The sequence below is a fragment of the Variovorax sp. GW821-FHT09D05 genome, assembly GCF_059416325.1.
This window is the reverse complement of the sequence record NZ_JBWKOZ010000004.1, coordinates 171165-192750: the sequence shown is the minus strand read 5'-3', so window position 1 is coordinate 192750 and position 21586 is coordinate 171165. Positions and strand designations below refer to the sequence as shown.

Sequence of the window (21586 nt, the reverse complement as noted above, 5' to 3'; positions counted from 1 at the left end):
CTACTTTTTCCATCCATTTTTTTCCAACGTCCCGGAGACTCCATGAAGAAATTGTTCGCCCTCGCGGCGATCGCCGCTGCCGCCGTCGCTGCCCACGCGCAGGACTTTCCGGGCAGCAAGCCCGTCACCATCGTCGTGCCCTTCGCGGCCGGCGGCCCGACCGACCGCGTGGCGCGCGACCTTGCCGAGGCGCTGCGCAAGCCGCTCGGCGGCAACACCGTCATCATCGACAACGTGCCCGGTGCCGGCAGCTCCATCGGCGCGGCCAAGGTGGCGCGCGCAACACCCGACGGCTACACGCTGCTGCTGAACCATATCGCGATGGCCACCGTGCCGAGCCTGGTGCGCAATGTGCCGTTCAAGGTCGAGACCGACTTCGAATACCTGGGCATCGTCAACGACGTGCCGATGACGCTCATCTCCAAGCCCAGCATTCCCGCCAGCAACTACAAGGAGCTGAGCACCTGGATCGCCGCCAACAAGGGCAAGATCAACATCGGCAATGCCGGCGTGGGCTCCGCCTCGCACCTGTGCGGCCTGCTGTACCAGAGCGCCACCAAGACCGAGATGACGCCCGTGCCCTACAAGGGCACCGCCCCGGCCATCACCGACCTGATCGGCGGCCAGATCGACCTGCTGTGCGACCAGACCACCAACACCACGCCGCAGATCCAGGCCGGCAAGGTGAAAGCCTTTGCGGTCACCACGTCGAAGCGGCTTGCGCTGCCGATGCTGAAAGATTTGCCGACGCTCGACGAAGCCGGGCTGAAGAACTTCCAGGTCACCATCTGGCACGGTCTCTATGCGCCGAAGGGCACGCCTGCGCCGGTGCTGAAGAAGCTGAATGACGCGCTGAAGGTCGCGTTGAAAGACCCGGACTTCATCCATCGTGAAGAGCTGCTGGGCGCCGTGGTGGCTACCGACGGGCGCATCGAGCCCGCAGGTCACAAGAAGTTCGTGATCGAAGAGATCGCCAAGTGGACGCCTGTGATCAAGGCGGCTGGCGTCTACGCGGACTGAGGGCTGGCTCTCTTTCCTCGCTGCGGATGATCTGGTGCAGGGTGCGCAGCAGCACCTCCGGCTGAACCGGCTTGAACATCACGACCAGATCGCTGGCGTAAGCGGCACGCACACGCTCGGGGTCGGTATCGCCCGTGACCAGGATCGTGGGCACGCGACGGCCGGCAAGCTGGCGCAGTTCCGCGGTCGCCTGGATGCCGTCCTGCGGGTCAGCAAGCCGAAAGTCGACGATGAAAGCGTCGAAGTCTTCCGGCGTTGCCCGCACCTGTGCGCAGGCATCGGACAGCCGGGTGGTGATTTCGATGCGCTCGCAGTAGGGTGCCAGCCACATGCGCACCGCCTCACCCACAGGTTGCTCGTCGTCGAGCAGCAGTACGCGTGGCGGCACCAGCGGTAGTTCCGTGGTGTCGATCGCGGCGGGAGCGGGCGTAGCCGTGGGCGCGAGGGCCGGGGCTGCCGGTGCCGGTGGTCGGCGCGGCAGGTCGACCCAGAACACGCTGCCATGGTCCTGCCGGGAACGCACGCCGACTTCACCGCCGAGCAGGTCGACCAGGCGCTTGACGATGGCCAGCCCGATGCCCAGGCCACGCGCGACATCACGTTGCGGGTTGTCGACCTGGTAGAACTCGTCGAACACATGAGGCAGATGCTCGGGTGCGATGCCCAGGCCCGTGTCCCACACGGCCAGGCGCAAACGGTCGCCGCGTGGTCGCGCGCTCACAAGAATGCCGCCGTGCCGTGTGTACTTGAGGGCGTTGTCGACGAAGTTGGTCAGCACGCGCAGCAGCAGGTCGGCATCGGTTTTCAGCCATTCGGGCCCGGTATGGAACCGCAGCGAAAGCCCCGCCTGCTGGGCGCGCGGCTCGAAGAGTTGCGACAGCCGCAGGAACAGCGGGTCCACGGCGATCTCCATGGGCTGGGGCACCACAGTGCCCGCATCGATCTTGGAGATGTCCAGCATCGCGTTGAGCAGGCCGCTCACTGCGTCGGTCGCCTGCACGACGCGGCCGGCCACGGGGGCAAGCGGGTGGTCCGCGAGGTCGCGCTCCAGCGAGCGCGAGAACAGCGCCAGTGCATGCACGGGTTGGCGCAGGTCATGGCTGGCCGACGCGAAAAACCGGCTGCGCTCGCGGTTGAGCCGCTGCAGCTCGAACGACTGGCGCAACAGCTGCTCGCTCAGCAGTTCCTTGTCGATCTGGTCAGACAGGCTGCGCCGGATGAGCTGGTGCTGCGACAGTGCGTAGCGCGCCATCGAGCCGCCGAACAGCAGGCCGACCACGCAGGTGAACCAGCCGTCCGTGCCGCCCATCCACGCGAAGCGCGTCACCACGCCCAGCGTGAGAGGAATGGTGACCACGGGCACCATGGCGCGCCATGTGGCGATCACCGGCACCGAGCCCATCAGCACGGCGAACATGCCCAGCAGCAGTATCAGGATTCGCATGGGCGATTCCGTACCCGGCGGCATCAGCGCCCAGGGCGCCAGCGTCCACATGGACATGTAGGCGCCCAGCGGGCACATGAAGCGCCACGCGCCGTCGGGCTGGCGCAAGGTGAACTCGGGCTCCGGGTACAGACGCGCGTTCCAGCGCATGAACACCAGCCTCAGGCCGAGCAGCGCGCAGATCACGAAGCCCCATATCAATGCGCCGAGGCCGCGGGTCATCCAGAAGAACACGCCGGCCATCGCGATGGCCGCGGCCAGCGCTGTGAGCACCGTGGGCGGGCCCATCACGAACATGCGGCGCAACAGGCGTTCGCGAACCAGCTGGGAATGGGAGTCGCCGGGGCCAGCCGGTGCATCTGCGCCCGTGATCGTGTTGCCTGGCGCGGATGAGGGTGAGCCCTGCGTACTCATGAAGGGCAGTGTAAGGGAGGCGATACGTGTGCAAGGCTTGCAGGAGTTCGTGCGGCGCGCTCCGGTGCTTTCAAGGTGCGCGTGCAACGACCATCCAGCAAGCCGTGGTCAGGCGCACTTCGTCACCATGCACAAAAGGCTCGAAGGCGGCACGCACCGTGTCGATTACCTGTGCACGCACGTGCTCGTCCGCCTGCTGAAGCACATTGCCGACGGGGCCGAGCCGGCTCAGGTAGCCGAGCAGTTCTGTCTCGCGCATGGTGCAGGGCACGTCGATGGGCTGGATGTCGATGTCGGCCCAGCCGCTCTCTTCGAGGATGGCGTGGACCCGGCGCTTGTCGCCGAAGGCGCACTGGCCCGGCGCATCCGGCCGGCGGGCGGGGAGGTTCGGCAGCAGCGGCGCGGCGGCGCGCTCGGCGGTGGTCATGAACGGGTTTTCTGCCGCACTGCGCCAGGCGATGAAGCGCAGCTCGGCGTTGTCCCTTGCGGCAGTCCGCAGGTTGGCAAAGGCCCGCGCGGGGTCGTCGAAGAACATCACGCCGAAGCGCGACATGATGCTGTCGAAGCTCGCGGGCTCGAAGGCGTGGGTCTGCGCGTTGGCGCAGATGAAGCTTGCCGGCAGGCCTTCGCGCTCGGCGCGGCTGCGGGCGACGGCAATCATCGGCTCCGAGATGTCGATGCCGACGCAACCGTCTTCGGCGCCGTGCAGCCGTGCGAATGCGAGCGTGGTGCTGCCGGTGCCGCAGCCTACGTCGAGCACGCGGCTTCCCGGTCGGGCGGACGCAGCCTCGACGAGCAGGTCTTCGAAGGGCTGGAACAGGCGGTCGAGCGTTGCCTGCGTGTCGACCCAGGCGCGTCCGGCCGAGCCGTTCCAGAGCCTTGCCTGTTCGTCGCCGGCCTGCGGGGTGCTGTCGTCCATGGTTGTTTCCTTTGGCTTGCCTTCATGAGGCGGAAAACGCACTATGCAAGTTCAAGTCGGCTTGAGGTCAAGAGGGTAATGAAACATCTGGATATCGGCGAGGTTGCGCAGCGCTCCGGCGTGCCCGCCTCGACGCTGCGCTATTACGACGAGAAGGGGCTGATCGCCTCGACCGGGCGGCAAGGCCTGCGCCGTCTGTTCGATGCCAGCGTGCTGGAGCGGCTCGCACTCATTGCGCTGGGGCGCGCCGCCGGCTTCTCTCTGGACGAGATCGCGCGCATGTTCGGGCCCAACGGGCAGCCGCGCATCGACCGGTTGATGCTCACGGCCAAGGCGGAAGAACTCGACAGGACGATCAGCAGCCTGAGCGCCATGCGCGACGGCCTGCGGCACGCTGCTGTGTGCCGCGCGCCCAGTCACATGGAATGCCCCACCTTTCGCCGCATCCTCGGGGCTGCGGCGTCCGGGGCCATCGGCGGGCGAAAGAAGAAGGCGCCCAAGCCTCCCGGGAACTAGGCGTTCGCGAGCAGCGAGAGGTCGCGCGCAGCCTGCAGCATCAGTTCGCGCGCGCGGTCCAGCGACGGAATCGCATGGCGGTCGATGCGCCGGATGTACGGCGTGGTGAGCACCGCCAGCGCATGCCCGTGCGGGCCGAGGATGGGGCACGAGATGTCTATCACGCCGAAGTACTGCATGCTCTCGCGCTGCCGGTAGCCGGTGGCGCGGACGGCTTCGAGCATGTGCTCCAGCTCGTCGGGCGGTATCTGCACCTCGCCGTCGAGCGCCACGTGCTCGGCCACCATCTGCTTGCGCCGCTCGTCCGATTCGCAGGCCAGCAGCACCTGGCCCGAGCCGGTGTCGAGCAGGTTTACGCGTGTGCCGGGCCGCACTGTCATGTTGCTCGCCGCCGGGCTGTTGACTTGCGCCACGATCTGAACGTTGCCCCGGTCGTACACGCCCAGGTGGCACGACTGCTCGGCCTCCTTCACGTAGCGGTCCATCACCGGAAGCGCCTGCGTGACCAGCCGGTGGTTCGGTGGGTAGCGGTGCGCCAGGTCGAACATCTTCAGGCTCAGGCTGTAGCGGTCGCCCGCGAGCGAACGCAGCACGTACTGCCGCGCCACCAGCCGTTCGAGCATGCGGTAGATCTCGCTCGGGCCACGGTCGAGCGCCTTCACGATCTCGCCGCGCGTCAGGCCCTCGGGCTGGTCGGCCAGCAGTTCGAGGATGTCCAGGCCCTTGTCGAGCGCGGGCGCGCGGTAGCGCTCAGGGTCTTCGGCGGGCTTGCTCAGGATGTCGGTTTGAATCGATTTGTTCACTGATGAATTTCAACAGCAGACATCGCTTTTTGCAAGTTTCGTTCTACGGGTAAGCACCCATGAAGTGCGCTTGACGCTAAAAGTTCGTATGTAAATACTCTGTTCACACATGGACTAGAGAGGCAAGGCGTTCGGCAGCATACCGCTGCCCGCGACCCGACATGATCCAGCGCATCGACTCGCACCAGCATTTCTGGCGGCCCGCACGCGGCGACTACACGTGGTTGAGCGCGAGCGTGCCGGCGCTGGCCCCGCTGGTGCGCGACTTCCTGCCCGAAGACCTCGCACCGCTGCTGCAGGCGCACGGCGTTGGCCGAACCGTACTGGTGCAGGCTGCCGAATCGAAGGCCGAAACCGACTTCATGCTCGACCTGGCCACGGCGCACGACGTCATCGGCGGCGTGGTCGGCTGGGTCGACCTGAGCCGGCCTGGCGCCGTCGCTTCGCTGGAGCGGATGGCGCGGCACCCCAGGTTCAAGGGCGTGCGGCCGATGCTGCAGGACCTGCCCGACGACGACTGGATCGCGCACCGGCCGCGTCCCGATGCGCTGCGCACCTTGCTGCGGCTCGGCCTGCGCTTCGATGCGCTGGTGAAGCAACGGCACCTGCCGCCGCTGCTGCGCTTCCTGAAGCAATGGCCGGAGCTGCCCGTGGTGGTCGACCATGGGGCCAAGCCCCCCGTCGGCGCGCACGGCAGCGAAGACTTCGAGCGATGGCGCAAGAGCATTGCAGCGGTCGCGGCACTGCCGCAGGTGTGCTGCAAGTTCTCGGGGCTGTGGGGTGAGGCTCCGCCATTCACGCACGGCGACGTCGATGCGGCGGTGCACGCCGTGCGCCCGGTGTGGGAGCACCTGCTCGACGTGTTCGGGCCCGATCGCCTGATGTGGGGCAGCGACTGGCCCGTGCTCACATTGGCCGGCAACTACGCGGGCTGGGTCGCAGTGAGCGAGGCCTGCATCGGCAGCCTTTCGCCAAGCGAGCAGGCCAGCGTGTGGCACGGCACCGCGCAGCGCTTCTACGACCTGCCGTTGCACTGACAGGGAAAGTTCATGACGCAACCCATCGTCACCCTTCGCGACCTGAGCAAGTCTTTCGCCGGCGTGCGCGCGCTCGACAAGGCGCAGTTCGATCTGCTGCCCGGCGAGGTGCATGCGCTCATGGGCGAGAACGGCGCGGGCAAGTCCACGCTGATGAAGGTGCTGGCGGGCGTGTACCGCAAGGACTCCGGCGAAGTGCTGCTCGACGGCCAGCCCGTGGACATCGCGAGCCCGCGCGCTGCGCAGGCCCTGGGCATCGGCATCATCCATCAGGAGCTCAACCTGATGAACCACCTGAGCGCCGCGCAGAACATCTTCATCGGCCGCGAGCCGCGCGGGCGCTTCGGCCTCTTCATCGACGAAGAGGCCATGTGCGCCGAGACGCAACGCATCTTCGAGCGCATGAACCTGCGGCTCGACCCGCGCACGCCGGTCGGTGAGCTCACGGTGGCCAAGCAGCAGATGGTGGAGATCGCCAAGGCGCTGTCGTTCGACTCGCGCGTGCTCATCATGGACGAGCCCACCGCCGCGCTGAACAACGAAGAGGTGGCCGATCTGTTCCGCATCATCGGGCGGCTGAAGTCGCGGGGCGTGGCCATCGTCTACATCTCGCACAAGATGGACGAGCTCAAGCGCATCGCCGACCGCGTGACCGTGATGCGCGACGGCCAGTACATCGCCACCGTGCCGATGGCCGAAACGCCGATGGATTCGCTCATCGCCATGATGGTGGGCCGCCAGCTCGCGGAGGTGGAAACCGACATGCCCGACACCTCGGGCAACGAGATCGTGCTCGAGGCCAGGGGCATCTGCCGCGGAACGATGGTGCGCAACGCGAGCTTCGTGCTGCGCCGCGGCGAGATCCTCGGCTTTGCGGGCCTGATGGGTGCGGGCCGCACCGAGCTGGCGCGCGCGGTGTTCGGCGCCGACCGTATCGACGCGGGCGAGGTCTTCGTGCACGGCAAGAAGGTGTCGATCAAGTCGCCCGAGGACGCGGTGGCCCACGGCATCGGCTATCTGTCGGAAGACCGCAAGCACTTCGGCCTGGCCACCGGCATGGACGTGGAAACCAACATCGCGCTGCCGAGCATGAAGAAGTTCCTGTCGATGGGCCTGTTCATCGACCAGGGCGCCATCGAGGCGGCCGGCGAGCGCTACGTGAAGCAGCTCAGCATCAAGACGCCTTCGGTGCGCCAGCAGGTGCGGCTGCTGTCGGGCGGCAACCAGCAGAAGATCGTGATCGCCAAGTGGCTGCTGCGCGACTGCGGCGTGCTCTTCTTCGACGAGCCCACGCGCGGCATCGACGTGGGCGCCAAGGCCGAGATCTACCGCCTGCTCAACGAGCTTGCCGCGCAGGGCAAGGCCATCGTGATCATCTCTTCGGAGCTGCCCGAGATATTGCGCATGAGCCACCGCGTGCTCGTGATGTGCGAAGGCCGCATCACCGGCGAGCTGCCGGCGCGCGAAGCCTCGCAGGAAAAGATCATGCAGCTCGCCACCCGGCGTGAAACCACCGCTGCTGCTGCCGCCACCGCATGACGATTGGAGACACCCTTTGACGACCCCCACCGCCACCACTGCTGTCACGCCCGGCTTCTCGCTGAGGGCACGGCTCTTCCGCCCCGCCACCAGGCAGAAGCTGCTGGCCTTTGCCAGCCTCGTCGCGCTGATGGTGTTCTTCAGCGTCGCGTCGCCGCAGTTTCTGCAGGCCGACAACCTCGTGAGCATCCTGCAGTCGACAGCGGTGAACGGTGTGCTGGCCATTGCCTGCACCTTCGTCATCATCACCGCGGGCATCGATCTGTCGGTTGGCACGCTGATGACCTTCTGCGCCGTCATGGCCGGCGTGGTGCTCACCTACATGGGCATGCCGCTCGCATTGGGCATTGCGGCCGCGATTCTCTTCGGGGCGCTGGCAGGCTTTGTCTCTGGCGTGCTGATCGCCAAGCTCAAGATACCGCCCTTCATCGCGACGCTGGGCATGATGATGCTGCTCAAGGGCTTGTCATTGGTGATCTCGGGTACCAAGCCGATCTACTTCAACGACACGCCGGACTTTCCGGCGATCTCGCAAGACTCGCTCATCGGCTACTTCATTCCGGCGCTGCCGATTCCAAATGCGGTGCTGATCCTGTTCCTGGTGGCGGTGGCCGCGAGCATTGTGCTCAACAAGACCATCCTGGGCCGCTACACCTTCGCGCTCGGCAGCAATGAAGAAGCGGTGCGCCTGTCGGGCGTGAACACCGACTTCTGGAAGATCGTGGTGTACACGGTGAGCGGTGGCATCTGCGGCATTGCGGGGCTGTTGATTGCCTCGCGCCTGAACTCGGCGCAGCCCGCGCTGGGGCAGGGCTACGAACTCGACGCGATTGCGGCCGTGGTCATCGGCGGCACGTCGCTCAGCGGCGGCACCGGCACCATCGTCGGCACGATCATCGGCGCCTTCATCATGAGCGTGCTCACCAACGGGTTGCGCATTCTTTCGGTTGCGCAAGAGTGGCAGACGGTGGTCACGGGCGTGATCATCATCCTGGCCGTGTATGCCGACATCCTGCGCCGCCGCGGCAGCAAGACGCATTGATTCCCCTCGCTTTCGTTTCGTTCTACAACCACAGGAGACTTCGCATGATCCAGAGAAGAACAGCCGTTGCGTGCACGCTGGGCGCGGCGCTCATCGGCCTTGCCGGCATCGCGCAGGCGCAGACGCAAGAGGTCTACATCCCGCTCGTGTCCAAGGGCTTCCAGCACCAGTTCTGGCAGGCCGTGAAGTCGGGCGCCGAGCAGGCCGCGAAAGACTACAAGGTCAAGGTCACCTTCGAAGGCCCCGAGACCGAGGCCATGGTCGACAAGCAGATCGACATGCTTTCTGCCGCGCTCGCCAAGAAGCCGCAGGCCATCGGCTTTGCCGCGCTCGACAGCCAGGCGGCCATTCCGCTGCTGAAGAAGGCGCAGGCCGCGAAGATTCCGGTGGTGGCATTCGACTCGGGCGTGGACAGCGACATTCCCGTGACCACCACGACCACCGACAACAAGGCTGCCGCCGCGCTCGCAGCCGACAAGATGGCCGAGCTGATCGGCAAGAGCGGCGAAGTCGCGCTGGTGGTGCACGACCAGACCAGCCGCACGGGCGTCGACCGGCGCGACGGCTTCGTGAACCGCATCAAGTCGACCTACCCGAACATCAAGATCGTGAGCGTGCAGTACGGCGGCGGCGACCAGCTGAAGTCGACCGAGATCACCAAGTCGATATTGCAAGCCTCGCCAAACCTCAAGGGCATCTTCGGCGCCAATGAAGGCTCTGCCATCGGCGTGGTCAACGGCGTGAAGGAGATGAAGCGCAACGGCAAGGTCGTGATCATCGGCTACGACTCGGGCAAGCAGCAGAAGAACGCCATCATGGACGGCAGCATGGCCGGCGCCATCACGCAGAACCCCGTGGGCATGGGCTACAGGACCGTCGAGATGGCCGTGAAGGCCATCAAGGGTGAGAAGCTGCCGAAGGTGGTCGACACCGGGTTCTTCTGGTACGACAAGACCAACATCGCCGATCCGAAGATCGCTTCGGTGCTGTACGACTGATCGCTCGCCTGTAAAGTCCCATGACCATCGTCCGATCCATGCGCGTGCTCGACGTACGCTTTCCCACCTCGCAGCATCTGGACGGCTCCGATGCGATGAACCCCGACCCCGACTATTCGGCGGCGTACGTCGTGATCGAAACCGATCAGCCGGGGCTCGAAGGCCACGGCCTCACCTTCACCATCGGCCGCGGCAACGAGATCTGCTGCGCGGCCATCGAGGCGATGCGGCATCTGGTCGTGGGGCTCGACCTGGCATGGGTGGCCGAGGACATGGGCCGCTTCTGGCGGCACGTGACATCGGACAGCCAGCTGCGCTGGATCGGCCCCGACAAAGGCGCGATTCATCTTGCGACCGGCGCGGTGGTCAACGCGATGTGGGACCTGTGGGCCAAGTCCGAAGGCAAGCCTGTGTGGCAGCTGGTGGCCGACATGAGCCCCGAGGAGCTGGTGCGATGCATCGACTTCCGCTACATCACCGACTGCATCGCGCCGGACGAGGCGCTGGCCCTGCTGCGCGCGGCGGCCGTTGGCAAGGCCGAACGCATCGCCACACTGCAGGCCGAGGGCTACCCCTGCTACACGACATCGGCCGGCTGGCTGGGCTACTCCGACGAGAAGCTGCGGCGCCTCGCGCAAGAGGCTGTGGATGCGGGCTTCAACCACATCAAGCTGAAGGTGGGGCGCGACCTGCAGGACGACATCCGCCGCCTGCGCGTGGCGCGCGAGGTGCTCGGGCCCGACCGGCACCTGATGATCGACGCCAACCAGGTGTGGGAAGTCGGCCAGGCCATCGACTGGGTGCGCCAGCTGGCGTTTGCCAAGCCCTGGTTCATCGAGGAACCCACCAGCCCCGACGACGTGGAGGGCCACCGCAAGATTCGCGAGGGCATCGCACCGGTGAAAGTGGCCACGGGCGAGATGTGCCAGAACCGCATCATGTTCAAGCAGTTCATCATGCGCGGCGGCATCGACGTGGTGCAGATCGACGCGTGCAGGCTAGGCGGCGTGAACGAGATTCTTGCGGTGATGCTGATGGCCGCGAAGTACAAACTGCCCGTGTGCCCGCATGCAGGGGGAGTGGGGCTGTGCGAGTACGTGCAGCACCTGTCGATGATCGACTACCTCTGCATCTCGGGCACGCGCGAAGGCCGTGTGGTCGAGTATGTGGACCATCTGCACGAGCACTTCGTCGAGCCCTGCGAGATTCGCAATGCGGCCTACATGCCGCCGAAGGGCGCGGGCTTCTCGATCACGATGAAGCCGGAGTCGCTGGAGAAATACCGCTTTCGTGGATAAGGAAAGGCACTGCACAGCATGGACCTGAATCTGAAGGACAAGGTGGTGATCGTTACTGGTGGCGGCAGCGGAATCGGCGCGGCCATTTCGATGACGCTGGCTCAGGAGGGCGCGGTGCCGGTGATCTGCGGGAAGAATCCGCTCGAAGCGCCTTTTGAAGAAGCATTGCTTGCATTGCAGCCGCGCGCGAGGTTCTTCCAGTTCGAGCTGATGGAAGAGGCTGCCTGCGCGAAGGCCATTGCCGATACCGCCGCCGAGTTCGGTCGCATCGATGGCCTGGTCAACAACGCGGGTGTGAACGACAGCGTGGGGCTGGAGGCGGGACGCGAGGCCTTCGTACGTTCACTCGAACGCAATCTCGTTCACTGCTACGTGATGGCGCATTACTGCCTGCCGCATCTGAAGGCGAGCCGCGGCGCGATCGTGAACATCTCGTCGAAGACGGCAATAACGGGGCAGGGCAACACCAGCGGCTACACCGCAGCCAAGGGCGGGCAACTGTCGCTGACGCGTGAGTGGGCTGCTTCATTGCTGGAGGACGGCGTTCGCGTGAACGCGGTGATCCCGGCCGAGGTGATGACGCCGCTGTACCAGCGCTGGATTTCCGCGTTCGACGAGCCTGATCGCAAGCTCGCGGAGATCACCGACAAGATCCCGCTTGGCCGCCGCATGACGACACCGCAGGAGGTTGCGGACAACGTCGTGTTCCTGTTGTCGGAGCGTGCCGCTCACACCACCGGGCAATGGGTTTTCGTGGACGGCGGCTATACGCATCTGGATCGGGCACTGACCTGATTGATTCCCTGCTTTGATCGGAACAAGCCATGCGCCATTTCCTGGCTCTCGATTTGAAAGACGACCCCGCATTGATCGCCGAGTACGAGGCTTATCACCGCAGCATCTGGCCCGAGGTGCGCGAGCACCTGAATGCGCACGGCATAACGGCCATGGAAATCTACCGGCTCGGTACGCGGATGGTGATGCTGATGGAGACGGACGATGCGCGCTACGACGCCGATGCCATGGCGCTTGCCACGCGGAGCAATCCAAAGATCAGGGAGTGGGAAGAACTGATGTGGAAGTTCCAGGCGCCCACGCCATGGACACCCGAAGGGGAGAAGTGGGTCGCAATGACGCGGATCTTCGCTTTGTAATCAAAAGATTCAAATTTGATCCAAGATTTGACATTCTTGTCCCGTGTTTACATTTGCTGGGCACAATGCCGGCATGCCAAACATTGCATCCATCCTTAAATCTGAAATCTCGCGTGTCGCCCGCAAGGAAGTCCGCGCAGAAATGGAAACCCTCAAGAAGGCATCGGTTCATCACCGCGCGGCCATAGCGGCATTGCGCCGCCAGGTGAGTTCACTGGAGAAGGAACTGCGCAACGTTGCCAAAGGCACGGCCCGCAGCGCACGCGCGAGCGAACCCGACGAGTCGGATGAAGGCGGAACCAAGCGCCGCTTCAGTGCCGGGCGCCTGGCTGCGCATCGCACGAAGCTGGGTATTTCCGCCGCGTCTTATGGAAAGCTGGTGGGCGTGTCGGGCCAGACGATCTACCACTGGGAACAGGGCAAGGCCCGGCCCAGGGCAGCGCAACTCGAGAACCTTGCTTCGGTGCGCGGGCTGAGCAAGCACGAAGTGGCGCAGCGTCTGGAAGCCGAGTAGCCAGCCGCCAGTGTTGGTTCAGTGATCGTGATGAAGGTAGCTCGCTTGCCTCGGCAGGCGCAGGCTCACCAGGAACGCGATCACCATCATCGCGCTCACATACCAGAAGAATGCCGACTCGTGTCCCAGTGACTTGAGTCCCAGCGCCACGTATTCCGCCGAGCCGCCGAAGATCGCGTTGGCCACGGCATAGGCCAGCCCTACGCCCAGCGCCCGTACTTCAGGCGGGAACATCTCCGCCTTCACGATCCCGCTGATCGAGGTGTAGAAGCTCACGATGGCCAGCGCCACGATGATCAGCACGAAAGCCATCACCGGGCTCGTCGTGTGCTGCAGCGCAGTAAGGATGGGCACGGTCGTCAGCGCGCCGAGCCCGCCGAACAGCAGCATGTTGTTGCGCCGCCCGATGCGGTCCGACAGCGCGCCGAACACCGGCTGCATGCACATGTAGGCGAACAGCGCCCCGGTCATCACATAACTTGCGGTCTTGATGGGCAGGTGCACGGTGTTCACCAGGTACTTCTGCATGTACGTGGTGAAGGTGTAGAAGATCAGAGAGCCGCCGGCCGTGTAGCCCAGCACCGTGAGGAAGGCGGGCGTGTGATGCTTGAACAGGCCGGCCATGCTGCCGGCCTCCTTGTTCTTCTTGGCTTCGTCGGTCTGCGTTTCATGCAGCGTGCGGCGCAGCAGCAGCGCGACAACCGCTGCGATGGCGCCGATGACGAACGGAACACGCCAGCCCCAGGCCTTGAGTTCGGCCTCGGTCAGCAGTTGTTCGAGCACCACGATCACCAGCACCGCGAGCAGTTGCCCGCCGATCAGCGTGACGTACTGGAATGACGAGAAGAAGCCGCGCTGGCCGCGCAGTGCCACCTCGCTCATGTAGGTGGCGGTGGTGCCGTATTCGCCGCCGACCGACAGCCCCTGGAACAGGCGGCAGATCAGCAGCAGGAAGGGCGCCCACGCGCCGATCTGCGCGTAAGTCGGCAGGCACGCGATGACGAGCGAGCCGGCGCACATCATCGTCACCGAGATCAGCATCGACGTCTTGCGCCCCAGCCGGTCGGCCACGCGGCCGAAGAGCCAGCCGCCGATAGGCCGCATCAGGAAGCCGGCCGCGAATACGCCAGCGGTGTTCAGCAACTGGGCGGTGGGGTCCGATTTGGGAAAGAAGGCCGGTGCGAAGTACAGCGCCGAGAACGCATACACATAGAAGTCGAACCACTCGACCAGGTTGCCGGAAGAGGCCGCCATGATCGCGAAGACGCGGTGGCGCTTTTCTTCGGCCGTGTAGTGCGGGAGTGGCGAAGCAGAGGCCGCTGGGCCTCCCGGAACAGGCGTGACTGCGCTCATGGTGCCTTCTTGTGCCGTGCGGGCAATGTTGTTGTTGCCAAAACATTCTGCGCCGGCAAGAGGCTGCGGCGTGTCGGTCAACGCCGCATCGGCCTACCCCCGAAGTGGCCTTCGGGAGGCCTTCAGGCAAGCCTAGAACGTACCCGGCAGCAGGATGCTCGAATCGACTTCGTCGATGTTCGTGCGGCCGCAGAAAGCCATCGTGATGTCGAGCTCCTTGTGGATGAGCTGCAGCGCGCGCGTTACGCCCTCTTGCCCGTAGGCGCCCAGGCCATACAGGAAGCTGCGGCCGATCATGGTGCCGCGAGCGCCCAGCGCGCGGGCCTTGAGCACGTCTTGCCCGCTGCGGATGCCGCCGTCCATCCACACCTCGATCTCGGTACCCACCGCGTCGACGATGGCGGGCAGCGCAGCAATGGACGATGGCGCGCCGTCGAGCTGCCGGCCGCCGTGGTTCGACACGATGAGCGCATCGGCGCCGCTCGAGGCTGCAAGGCGCGCGTCTTCCACGTCCATGATGCCCTTGAGGATGAGCTTGCCGCCCCAGAGCTTCTTGATCCATTCGACATCGGCCCAGCTCAGCGCGGGGTCGAACTGCTCGGCGGTCCACGACGACAGCGACGACAGGTCTTTCACGCCCTTGGCGTGGCCCGCGATGTTGCCGAAGGTGCGGCGCTTGGTGCCCAGCATGCCCATGCACCAGCGCGGCTTGGTGGCCAGGTTGATCAGGTTCTTGATGGTGGGCTTGGGCGGCGCTGTGAGGCCGTTCTTGATGTCCTTGTGGCGCTGCCCGAGGATCTGCAGGTCGAGCGTGAGCTGCAGGGCCGTGACGTTGGCGGCCTTTGCGCGCTCGATCAGGCGTTCGATGAAGTCGCGGTCCTTCATCACGTAGAGCTGGAACCAGAAGGGATGGCGGTCGGTGCCTTCGGCAATGTCTTCGAGCGAGCAGATGCTCATGGTCGACAGCGTGAACGGAATGCCGAAGGCCTTGGCTGCGCGCGCGCCGAGGATCTCGCCGTCGGCATGCTGCATGCCGGTGAGGCCGGTGGGCGCAATGGCCACGGGCATTGCGGCCTCCTGGCCGACCATGGTGGTACGGGTGGAGCGGCCTTCCATGTTCACGGCCACGCGCTGGCGCAGCTTGATCTTCTGGAAGTCGCTCTCGTTGGCGCGGTAGGTGCCCTCGGTCCAGGCGCCGGAGTCGGCGTAGTCGTAGAACATCTTCGGCACACGCCGCTTGGCGATCACCCGCAGGTCTTCGATGCTGGTGATCTTGGAAAGGTCGGACACGGGCTGTCTCCTGGCTGGTTCTTGTGGATTGACGAAGGCGAACCGGCCATTATCGGCAGGCGTTCCGGTGCGCCATCTGAAAAAAGCCGGGCTCGCAACTGAAAAAAATTCAGATCGGTCGCTTCACTTGCGCAGGGCCTCGCGCAGCCACTCGACGAAGGTCGCGCACTCCCAGCGCTCCATGGCGCCGGGCCGCCAGCACAGGAAGTAGGCGTTGGGCGAAGGCACGCTGCGCTGCGACAGCCGCACCAGCCGCCCGTTGTCGAGCCAGGCGCTGCCCAGCCGCAGGTGCATCAGCACCACGCCGAAGTCTTCGGCCGCCGCGTCGAGCGCCAGCCCGAGGTCGTTGAACTGGTGGCCCGTGGCCGGCTCGGGCAGGCCCACGCCGCAGGCCTTGAACCAGGTGCGCCACGACTCCAGCGGCGTGCGCAGCAACTGCGCGCGAGACACCTCGGCATCGGTGGCAAAGCCGTCGAAGGGGCCGTGGCGCTTCAGGTAGGCGGGGCTGCACACCGGCGAGACCTCGTCGGCCAGCAGTTGGACAAACTCGCGATCGTGAAAGGGCCCGGTGCCGAAGCGCAACTCGATGTCGGCCTCTTCGACCGTGACGTTGCGCACCGGCATGGTCACCTGCAGCATCAGCTCGATGTTCGGGTATGCGTCGCGAAACCGCGCGAGCCGCGGCAGCAGCATCTGCCGCGAGAAGGTCGGCGTGACCGCCACGCGCAGCCGCCGCACCTGCGACTCGGGCTCGCGGCCCGGTACCTGCTGCAGCGCCGCAATGGCCTCGCGCACGCGCGCCAGGTAGGCCATGCCGTCGGCGCTGAGGCTGAAATCGCTACCCACGAAGAACTTCAGCCCCAGCAGCAGTTCGAGCTGGCGGATGCGGTGGCTCACCGCGCTGGGCGTCACGCTGAGCTCTTCGGCGGCGAGGTTCACGCTGCGCAGGCGTGCAACGGCCTCGAAGGCCTGCAGGCCCTGGGTCGAGGGGAGACGCGGAGAAACCATCTTTTGCTGGCGAGGGGAGCGGGTTAGGATGGTAGCGAACGCTTTCGGCCGCTCGTGGCAGGACCATTCCCGCCTCGTGTTGCCGACTCAAAAAGATTCCAACAAAGAGGAGACAAGCGCATGGTCTGGCAACAGGTTTACAACCCGTTCGGCAACATGATCGTATCGACGGCACTGGCCGCGATACCGGTGGTGGTGATGCTGGTGTGCCTCGGGTTGCTTCACGTCAAGGCGCACTACGCGGCGGGGCTCGGCCTGCTGAGTGCGGTGGTCATCGCGGTGTTCGCTTTCGGCATGCCGGCCGACATGGCGGGCAAGGCGGCCTTTCTGGGCGGCATCACCGGCCTGCTGCCCATTGGCTGGATCGTGCTGAACATCATCTTCCTGCAGCAGCTCACGCAGCAGAACGGCAGCTTCCAGATACTGCAGGATTCCATTGCCGGCATCACGGAAGACAGGCGCCTGCAGCTGCTGCTCATCGCCTTTGCCTTCGGCGCCTTCTTCGAAGGTGCGGCCGGCTTCGGCACGCCGGTGGCGGTCACGGCGGCCATTCTCATCGGGCTGGGCTTCTCGCCGCTCGCGGCCTCGGGGCTCTCGCTCATTGCCAACACGGCGCCGGTGGCCTTCGGCGCGCTGGGCACGCCAGTCATCACGCTGGCCAAGGTGCACGGCTACGACCTGATGGCAGTCACCGCGATGATCGGGCGGCAGCTGCCGTTCTTCTCGCTGCTGGTGCCGTTCTGGCTCATCTGGGCCTTCGCGGGGCGCAAGGGAATGGCTGAGGTGTGGCCGGCCATCCTGGTGACGGGCGTGTCCTTTGCGATTCCGCAGTTCCTGGTGTCGAACTACATCGGTCCCGAGCTGGTGGACATCATCGCGGCCATCGTGTCGATGGTTTGCCTGGTGCTGTTCCTGCGCGTGTGGAAGCCTAAGAAGATCTGGACCTCGGTGTCGCTCAAGGGGCACGAAACCGACGGCGGCGAGGCCGGCCCGGCTGTTGCGCCCGCGAAGCATTCGAGCGCCGCCGTGATCCGCGCCTGGACGCCGTGGCTCATCCTCACGGTGTTCGTGTTCATCTGGGGCCTGCCGGTGGTGAAGACCTGGCTCAACGGCATTTTCGCGCCCAACTTCCCCATCGACGGGCTGCACAACATGATCGAGAAGGTGGCGCCCGTGGTGCCCAAGCCGACGAAGGAGGGCGCTGTGTACCAGCTGCTGCTGCTCTCGGCCACGGGCACCGGCATCCTGGTGTCGGCCATCGTGGGCGGGCTGGTGATGAAGTACAACCCCGTCCAACTCGTGGCCGCCTATGGCCGCACGCTGTGGCTGGTGAAGTTCTCGCTGCTCACCATCATGCTGATGCTCGCGCTGGGCACGCTCACGCGCTACTCGGGGCTGGACACCACGCTGGGGCTGGCCTTTGCCAACACCGGCATGTTCTACCCGTTCTTCGGCACGCTGATGGGCTGGCTGGGCGTGGCGCTCACGGGCTCCGACACGGCGTCGAACGTGCTCTTCGGCGGCATGCAGAAGGTGGCTGCCGACCAGCTGGGCCTGAGCCCGAACCTGATGGGCGCGGCCAACAGCTCGGGCGGCGTGATGGGCAAGATGATCGATGCACAGTCGATCGTGGTGGCCTCCACCGCCACGCGCTGGTTCAACCACGAAGGCGAGATCCTTCGCTACGTCTTCTTCCACTCCATCGCGCTGGCCTGCCTCGTGGGCTTCTACGTGACCTTGCAGGCCTATGTGTGGCCGTTCACGCTGATGGTCGTGAAGTGACGAGCGCGGCTGTCAGCGCCTGAAGCAAGCGGCGCAGGTCATCGACCGCTTCGCGCGCGAGTGCGGCGTCGCCCATCTGCGCCTTGACGATGGCGCCGTCGATGCCCAGCGCGGCTGCTTGTGCGATGGCCGTGCGTTGCGGTCCATCGGGCAACAGCCCGGCAATCACCTCGACCATCTCGCGCTTGTGCTCGCGCGCGATTTCGCTGGCACCGGCCACGCTCGTGCCCACTTCCACCACCGAGTTGATGAACGCGCAGCCGCGGAACACCGGGTCGGCAAACCATTCGGCCATCACGTCGGCCAGCATCTCCAGCGCCTGTGCATCGCCGATGCGCTGCTGCGCGCCGCGCCGGCCCAGCGCATCGATGAACCATGCCATCCATCGTCCGTGCCGGTGGTCGAGAAAGGCACGCACCAGATCGTCTTTCGAAGGAAAGTGCCGGTAGAAGGTGACCTTGGTGACGCCCGACGCGGCAATGACGCGGTCGATGCCGGTGGCACGGATGCCATCGGCATAGAAGAGGTCGTGCGCGGTGAGAAGGATGCGCTCGCGCGCAGGCAGCGCAGAGATGACGGAGATGTCCATGCCGCGATTGTAGGCATGTAGACAGGTCTGTCTACATGTGGCACATTGCGGCGCATTCCCCTTCACCACTTCAACGAAAGACCCTCATGGAATCCCGCCCGCCGCTGCCGCCCTTCACCCTTGAGTCGGCCACCAGGAAAGTCCAGGCTGCCGAAGACGCCTGGAACTCGCGCGACCCCGTGCGCGTGAGCCTGGCCTACACGCCCGACACCGAATGGCGCAACCGCGCCGAGTTCGTCAATGGCCGCGAGCAGGTGGTCGAGTTCTTGTCGCGCAAGTGGGTGCGCGAGCTCGACTACCGGCTGAAGAAGCAGCTGTGGGCCTTCATGGACAACCGCATCGCGGTGCGCTTCGAGTACGAATGGCACGACGACGCGGGCCAGTGGTATCGCAGTCACGGCAACGAGAACTGGGAGTTCGCGGAGAACGGCCTGATGCAAAGGCGCTTTGCGAGCATCAACGACCAGCCCATCAAGGAGGCGGATCGAAAGTTCCACTGGGCGCGCACCTGACCTTGTCGGATGCTTCGGGCACGGCTGTTGCTTGCTTTTGGTGCATGGAGACGCCCGTACTGAACCCGACTGCCAGCCACCCGCTCTGGCAGCACCAGCTAGGCCTGCTGCTTGAGTCGACGGGCGAGGGCATCTTCGGCATCGACCTGGACGGTCACTGCATGTTCATCAACCGGGCCGGCGCGCAGATGCTCGGCCACGAGGTGCGCGACGTGCTCGGTTCGAACATGCACGAGCTCACGCACCACTCGCACCCCGACGGTTCGCACTACGCCGACACCGACTGCCCCATCTTCAACGCCTTCAGACGCGGCCTGCCGTGCCGCATCGACACCGAGGTGTTCTGGCGCCGCGACGGCACCGCCTTCGCGGTCGAATATTCGAGCCACCCCATCATGGATGGCGCGCAGGTGCGCGGCGCCGTCATCACCTTCGTCGACATCACCGAGCGTCGCCGCCAGGCCGAAGCATTGCAGCAGGCCAAGGACGAACTCGGCCTGCGCGTGCAGGAGCGTACCCGCGAACTCAGCGATGCGCTGGTGCAGCTGCGTGAACTCTCTGCCTGGCTCGACAAGGTGCGCGAGGACGAGCGAACCCGCATCGCGCGCGAGGTGCACGACGAGCTCGGAAGCCTGCTGGTGGCGCTGAAGATGGACGTCAACTGGATCGGCAAGCGCCTGGGCGAACAGCAGGAGCGCACGCCCGACGCGGCACAAGCCATGCGCGACCAGATGCGCTGCAAGTGCACGAACATGAGCCAGCTCATCGAACGCGCGGTAGACAACGTGGGGCGCATCATCACCGACCTGCGTCCCAGCATCCTCGACCATCAGGGCCTGTGGGCCGCGCTCGAATGGCAGGCGCACGAGTTCGTGCAGGCGGCGGAGCTCGAACTGGACTGGCGCTTCGACGTGCCGCCCGGCGTGGAGCTGCCCGAGCCTGCGGCTATTGCAGTGTTCCGTATCTTCCAGGAGATGCTGAGCAACGTCGGCCGGCATGCGCGGGCGCACAGCCTCGACATTCGCATCGGTGTCGAACAAGAGCAACTGAGCATCAGCGTGCGCGACGACGGTGTCGGTGCACCGGCGCAGGCTTTTGAGGCCACGACTTCCTATGGCGTGCTCGGCATGCGAGAGCGTGCGCGCCACTTCGGCGGGCGCATAGATATCGAAAGCCACGTGGGGGAGGGAAGCACCTTCTGTTTGCACCTGCCGCTGCCATGAAGCCCTGTCTTTCGATTTGCTGCGTCGATTTGGGGCGCGATCACGCCGACGGGGTACCTTGCTCCGCGAATGTCCCCCGGCCTTCGGCCTCCTCCTTTATTTCGCTGCGCAAGGCACCCCATCGACGTGATCGTTCAGCGCAACGGTTGATCGGCCGGCACAACAGCAGCGTCCATGTGCGAATGGCATCGGGTGCTCCCCGCAGCGAAATAAAGGAGGAGGCCGCAGGCCGGGGGACATTCGCGGAGGGGAGTACCCGTTGTCATTCGCACGCACCCCGAACAAGAAGAACAAGCACGGACCAATGAGATGACCGACATCCGCGTACTGATAGCCGACGACCACCGCATCGTGCGAGAGGGCCTCAAGCAGATGCTCGGCGACCTCTCCAACGGCCTGCCCGCCATGACCGTCCGTGCCGAGGCGCAGACAGGCCCCGAAGTGCTGGAAGCGGTACAGGCGCTCGGAGGCCAGGAAGGCCTCGACGTGGTCCTGCTCGACATCGCATTGCCGGGCCGCGACGGCCTCGACGTGCTGCAAGCCTTGCGCAAGCAGTGGCCCACGCTCCCGGTGCTGATGCTCAGCACGTACCCCGAGAAGCAGTACGCCGTACGCTGCATCAAGCTCGGCGCCTCGGGCTATCTCAACAAGAGCGCCGACGCCGACGACATGGTCGGTGCGGTGCGCAAGGTGGCGGCCGGTGGGTTGTACGTGTCGGCGGCCACGGCCGAGGCGCTGGCCACCGCCGTCGGCCGTGGCGCCGGGCAGGGCGCCGAGATGCTCTCGCACCGCGAGCATCAGGTGTACCGCCTGCTCAGCGCCGGGCACAGCGTGAGCGAAATCGGTGCGCAGCTGGGCCTGGCGCCCAACACCGTGAGCACCTACCGCGCGCGCATCCTCGAAAAGACCGGCACCAAGAACGACGTGGAACTGGCCCTGTATGCCGAACGCCACGGCAAGCAGGACTCGGCCGGCTGAAAACACAGCCGGCTTGTAGTGCCAGCCCTACAAGGCCTCGACATCGGCGGCACGATCTGAAGCCGCAACGTGCTGGACGGCCGCAACGAGGCATTTCCGGCCCGGCGCTTGCAACGGCTGCTGCATCTTTCCAACGAGGTGCACCACCATGTC

At 65.4% G+C, this 21586-nt stretch carries 21 protein-coding genes; 14 read left to right on the top strand and 7 right to left on the bottom strand.

Features of this window, described 5'->3' with window-relative positions; genetic code table 11:
• Positions 1 to 42 precede the first annotated feature (42 nt).
• Complete coding sequence (locus AC07O3_RS12165) at positions 43 to 1020, top strand: tripartite tricarboxylate transporter substrate-binding protein (protein ID WP_495339419.1); 978 nt, start codon at positions 43 to 45, stop codon at positions 1018 to 1020.
• On the opposite strand, the gene AC07O3_RS12160 is transcribed toward AC07O3_RS12165, so the two are convergent.
• Positions 992 to 2878: a sensor histidine kinase gene (locus AC07O3_RS12160; protein ID WP_495339418.1), complete on the bottom strand. Its 1887-nt coding sequence runs from the start codon at positions 2876 to 2878 to the stop codon at positions 992 to 994. The two genes, AC07O3_RS12165 and AC07O3_RS12160, sit on opposite strands and share 29 nt — an antisense overlap.
• A gap of 70 nt (positions 2879 to 2948) precedes the next feature.
• On the bottom strand, positions 2949 to 3797 hold the full coding sequence (locus AC07O3_RS12155; RefSeq protein ID WP_495339417.1) for a class I SAM-dependent methyltransferase: 849 nt from the start codon (positions 3795 to 3797) through the stop codon (positions 2949 to 2951).
• 78 nt (positions 3798 to 3875) lie between these two features.
• Here AC07O3_RS12155 and AC07O3_RS12150 point away from each other — a divergent pair, with 78 nt between their 5' ends.
• A complete protein-coding gene (locus tag AC07O3_RS12150; RefSeq protein WP_495339416.1) occupies positions 3876 to 4313 on the top strand; it encodes a helix-turn-helix domain-containing protein in 438 nt (145 codons plus the stop codon).
• Here the strand turns inward: AC07O3_RS12150 and AC07O3_RS12145 are convergent.
• Entirely contained in the window at positions 4310 to 5089 is a 780-nt protein-coding gene (locus tag AC07O3_RS12145; RefSeq protein WP_093050352.1) for an IclR family transcriptional regulator, read from the bottom strand. The genes AC07O3_RS12150 and AC07O3_RS12145 overlap by 4 nt on opposite strands.
• 188 nt (positions 5090 to 5277) lie before the next feature.
• Between AC07O3_RS12145 and AC07O3_RS12140 the strand changes: the two genes are divergently transcribed.
• The 8 genes from AC07O3_RS12140 to AC07O3_RS12105 all read left to right on the top strand — a co-directional run bounded on the left by AC07O3_RS12140 (position 5278) and on the right by AC07O3_RS12105 (position 12698).
• Positions 5278 to 6153 (top strand): amidohydrolase family protein, encoded by an 876-nt coding sequence (locus AC07O3_RS12140; RefSeq protein ID WP_495339415.1) that lies wholly within the window; start codon positions 5278 to 5280, stop codon positions 6151 to 6153.
• Between the two features lie 12 nt (positions 6154 to 6165).
• Positions 6166 to 7692 (top strand): sugar ABC transporter ATP-binding protein, encoded by a 1527-nt coding sequence (locus AC07O3_RS12135; protein ID WP_495339414.1) that lies wholly within the window; start codon positions 6166 to 6168, stop codon positions 7690 to 7692.
• A 16-nt stretch (positions 7693 to 7708) separates the two neighbouring features.
• Positions 7709 to 8734: an ABC transporter permease gene (locus AC07O3_RS12130; protein ID WP_093049123.1), complete on the top strand. Its 1026-nt coding sequence runs from the start codon at positions 7709 to 7711 to the stop codon at positions 8732 to 8734.
• A 44-nt stretch (positions 8735 to 8778) separates the two neighbouring features.
• Positions 8779 to 9732, top strand: coding sequence for an ABC transporter substrate-binding protein (locus AC07O3_RS12125; RefSeq protein WP_495339413.1), 954 nt, complete (start codon positions 8779 to 8781; stop codon positions 9730 to 9732).
• Between the two features lie 20 nt (positions 9733 to 9752).
• Complete coding sequence (locus AC07O3_RS12120; RefSeq protein WP_495339412.1) at positions 9753 to 11030, top strand: L-fuconate dehydratase; 1278 nt, start codon at positions 9753 to 9755, stop codon at positions 11028 to 11030.
• 18 nt (positions 11031 to 11048) lie between these two features.
• A complete protein-coding gene (locus tag AC07O3_RS12115; RefSeq protein ID WP_426391750.1) occupies positions 11049 to 11825 on the top strand; it encodes an SDR family oxidoreductase in 777 nt (258 codons plus the stop codon).
• Positions 11826 to 11854: 29 nt separating this feature from the next.
• Positions 11855 to 12184, top strand: coding sequence for an L-rhamnose mutarotase (locus AC07O3_RS12110; protein WP_097199858.1), 330 nt, complete (start codon positions 11855 to 11857; stop codon positions 12182 to 12184).
• 73 nt (positions 12185 to 12257) lie between these two features.
• Complete coding sequence (locus tag AC07O3_RS12105) at positions 12258 to 12698, top strand: helix-turn-helix domain-containing protein (RefSeq protein WP_093075688.1); 441 nt, start codon at positions 12258 to 12260, stop codon at positions 12696 to 12698.
• 18 nt (positions 12699 to 12716) lie between these two features.
• Here the strand turns inward: AC07O3_RS12105 and AC07O3_RS12100 are convergent, their stop codons facing one another.
• From AC07O3_RS12100 to AC07O3_RS12090, 3 genes are all read right to left on the bottom strand, one after another.
• Complete coding sequence (locus tag AC07O3_RS12100; RefSeq protein WP_495339411.1) at positions 12717 to 14051, bottom strand: MFS family transporter; 1335 nt, start codon at positions 14049 to 14051, stop codon at positions 12717 to 12719.
• 132 nt (positions 14052 to 14183) lie between these two features.
• Positions 14184 to 15341 (bottom strand): alpha-hydroxy acid oxidase, encoded by a 1158-nt coding sequence (locus AC07O3_RS12095; RefSeq protein WP_093049139.1) that lies wholly within the window; start codon positions 15339 to 15341, stop codon positions 14184 to 14186.
• Between the two features lie 123 nt (positions 15342 to 15464).
• Positions 15465 to 16349 (bottom strand): LysR substrate-binding domain-containing protein, encoded by an 885-nt coding sequence (locus tag AC07O3_RS12090; RefSeq protein ID WP_093075686.1) that lies wholly within the window; start codon positions 16347 to 16349, stop codon positions 15465 to 15467.
• Positions 16350 to 16469: 120 nt separating this feature from the next.
• Here AC07O3_RS12090 and AC07O3_RS12085 point away from each other — a divergent pair, with 120 nt between their 5' ends.
• Positions 16470 to 18131, top strand: a complete 1662-nt coding sequence (locus AC07O3_RS12085; RefSeq protein ID WP_495339410.1) for an L-lactate permease — start codon at positions 16470 to 16472, stop codon at positions 18129 to 18131.
• Here the strand turns inward: AC07O3_RS12085 and AC07O3_RS12080 are convergent.
• Positions 18109 to 18720 carry a TetR/AcrR family transcriptional regulator gene (locus AC07O3_RS12080; protein ID WP_495339409.1) on the bottom strand — a complete coding sequence of 204 codons (612 nt, stop codon included), beginning with the start codon at positions 18718 to 18720 and terminating at the stop codon, positions 18109 to 18111. The two genes, AC07O3_RS12085 and AC07O3_RS12080, sit on opposite strands and share 23 nt — an antisense overlap.
• A gap of 86 nt (positions 18721 to 18806) precedes the next feature.
• Between AC07O3_RS12080 and AC07O3_RS12075 the strand changes: the two genes are divergently transcribed.
• The 3 genes from AC07O3_RS12075 to AC07O3_RS12065 all read left to right on the top strand — a co-directional run bounded on the left by AC07O3_RS12075 (position 18807) and on the right by AC07O3_RS12065 (position 21433).
• Positions 18807 to 19232: a nuclear transport factor 2 family protein gene (locus AC07O3_RS12075; RefSeq protein WP_097199855.1), complete on the top strand. Its 426-nt coding sequence runs from the start codon at positions 18807 to 18809 to the stop codon at positions 19230 to 19232.
• A 44-nt stretch (positions 19233 to 19276) separates the two neighbouring features.
• Positions 19277 to 20455, top strand: a complete 1179-nt coding sequence (locus tag AC07O3_RS12070; protein WP_495339408.1) for a sensor histidine kinase — start codon at positions 19277 to 19279, stop codon at positions 20453 to 20455.
• A gap of 309 nt (positions 20456 to 20764) precedes the next feature.
• Positions 20765 to 21433, top strand: coding sequence for a response regulator transcription factor (locus tag AC07O3_RS12065; RefSeq protein WP_495339407.1), 669 nt, complete (start codon positions 20765 to 20767; stop codon positions 21431 to 21433).
• Positions 21434 to 21586 lie beyond the last annotated feature (153 nt).

Excerpts from the sequence above, each read along its gene's own strand:
- AC07O3_RS12165 (WP_495339419.1), top strand. The coding sequence starts at position 43 with ATGAAGAAATTGTTCGCCCTCGCGGCGATCGCCGCTGCCGCCGTCGCT.
- AC07O3_RS12160 (WP_495339418.1), bottom strand. The coding sequence starts at position 2,878 with ATGAGTACGCAGGGCTCACCCTCATCCGCGCCAGGCAACACGATCACG.
- AC07O3_RS12155 (WP_495339417.1), bottom strand. The coding sequence starts at position 3,797 with ATGGACGACAGCACCCCGCAGGCCGGCGACGAACAGGCAAGGCTCTGG.
- AC07O3_RS12150 (WP_495339416.1), top strand. The coding sequence starts at position 3,876 with ATGAAACATCTGGATATCGGCGAGGTTGCGCAGCGCTCCGGCGTGCCC.
- AC07O3_RS12140 (WP_495339415.1), top strand. The coding sequence starts at position 5,278 with ATGATCCAGCGCATCGACTCGCACCAGCATTTCTGGCGGCCCGCACGC.
- AC07O3_RS12135 (WP_495339414.1), top strand. The coding sequence starts at position 6,166 with ATGACGCAACCCATCGTCACCCTTCGCGACCTGAGCAAGTCTTTCGCC.
- AC07O3_RS12125 (WP_495339413.1), top strand. The coding sequence starts at position 8,779 with ATGATCCAGAGAAGAACAGCCGTTGCGTGCACGCTGGGCGCGGCGCTC.
- AC07O3_RS12120 (WP_495339412.1), top strand. The coding sequence starts at position 9,753 with ATGACCATCGTCCGATCCATGCGCGTGCTCGACGTACGCTTTCCCACC.
- AC07O3_RS12115 (WP_426391750.1), top strand. The coding sequence starts at position 11,049 with ATGGACCTGAATCTGAAGGACAAGGTGGTGATCGTTACTGGTGGCGGC.
- AC07O3_RS12110 (WP_097199858.1), top strand. The coding sequence starts at position 11,855 with ATGCGCCATTTCCTGGCTCTCGATTTGAAAGACGACCCCGCATTGATC.
- AC07O3_RS12105 (WP_093075688.1), top strand. The coding sequence starts at position 12,258 with ATGCCAAACATTGCATCCATCCTTAAATCTGAAATCTCGCGTGTCGCC.
- AC07O3_RS12100 (WP_495339411.1), bottom strand. The coding sequence starts at position 14,051 with ATGAGCGCAGTCACGCCTGTTCCGGGAGGCCCAGCGGCCTCTGCTTCG.
- AC07O3_RS12090 (WP_093075686.1), bottom strand. The coding sequence starts at position 16,349 with ATGGTTTCTCCGCGTCTCCCCTCGACCCAGGGCCTGCAGGCCTTCGAG.
- AC07O3_RS12085 (WP_495339410.1), top strand. The coding sequence starts at position 16,470 with ATGGTCTGGCAACAGGTTTACAACCCGTTCGGCAACATGATCGTATCG.
- AC07O3_RS12080 (WP_495339409.1), bottom strand. The coding sequence starts at position 18,720 with ATGGACATCTCCGTCATCTCTGCGCTGCCTGCGCGCGAGCGCATCCTT.
- AC07O3_RS12075 (WP_097199855.1), top strand. The coding sequence starts at position 18,807 with ATGGAATCCCGCCCGCCGCTGCCGCCCTTCACCCTTGAGTCGGCCACC.
- AC07O3_RS12070 (WP_495339408.1), top strand. The coding sequence starts at position 19,277 with ATGGAGACGCCCGTACTGAACCCGACTGCCAGCCACCCGCTCTGGCAG.
- AC07O3_RS12065 (WP_495339407.1), top strand. The coding sequence starts at position 20,765 with ATGACCGACATCCGCGTACTGATAGCCGACGACCACCGCATCGTGCGA.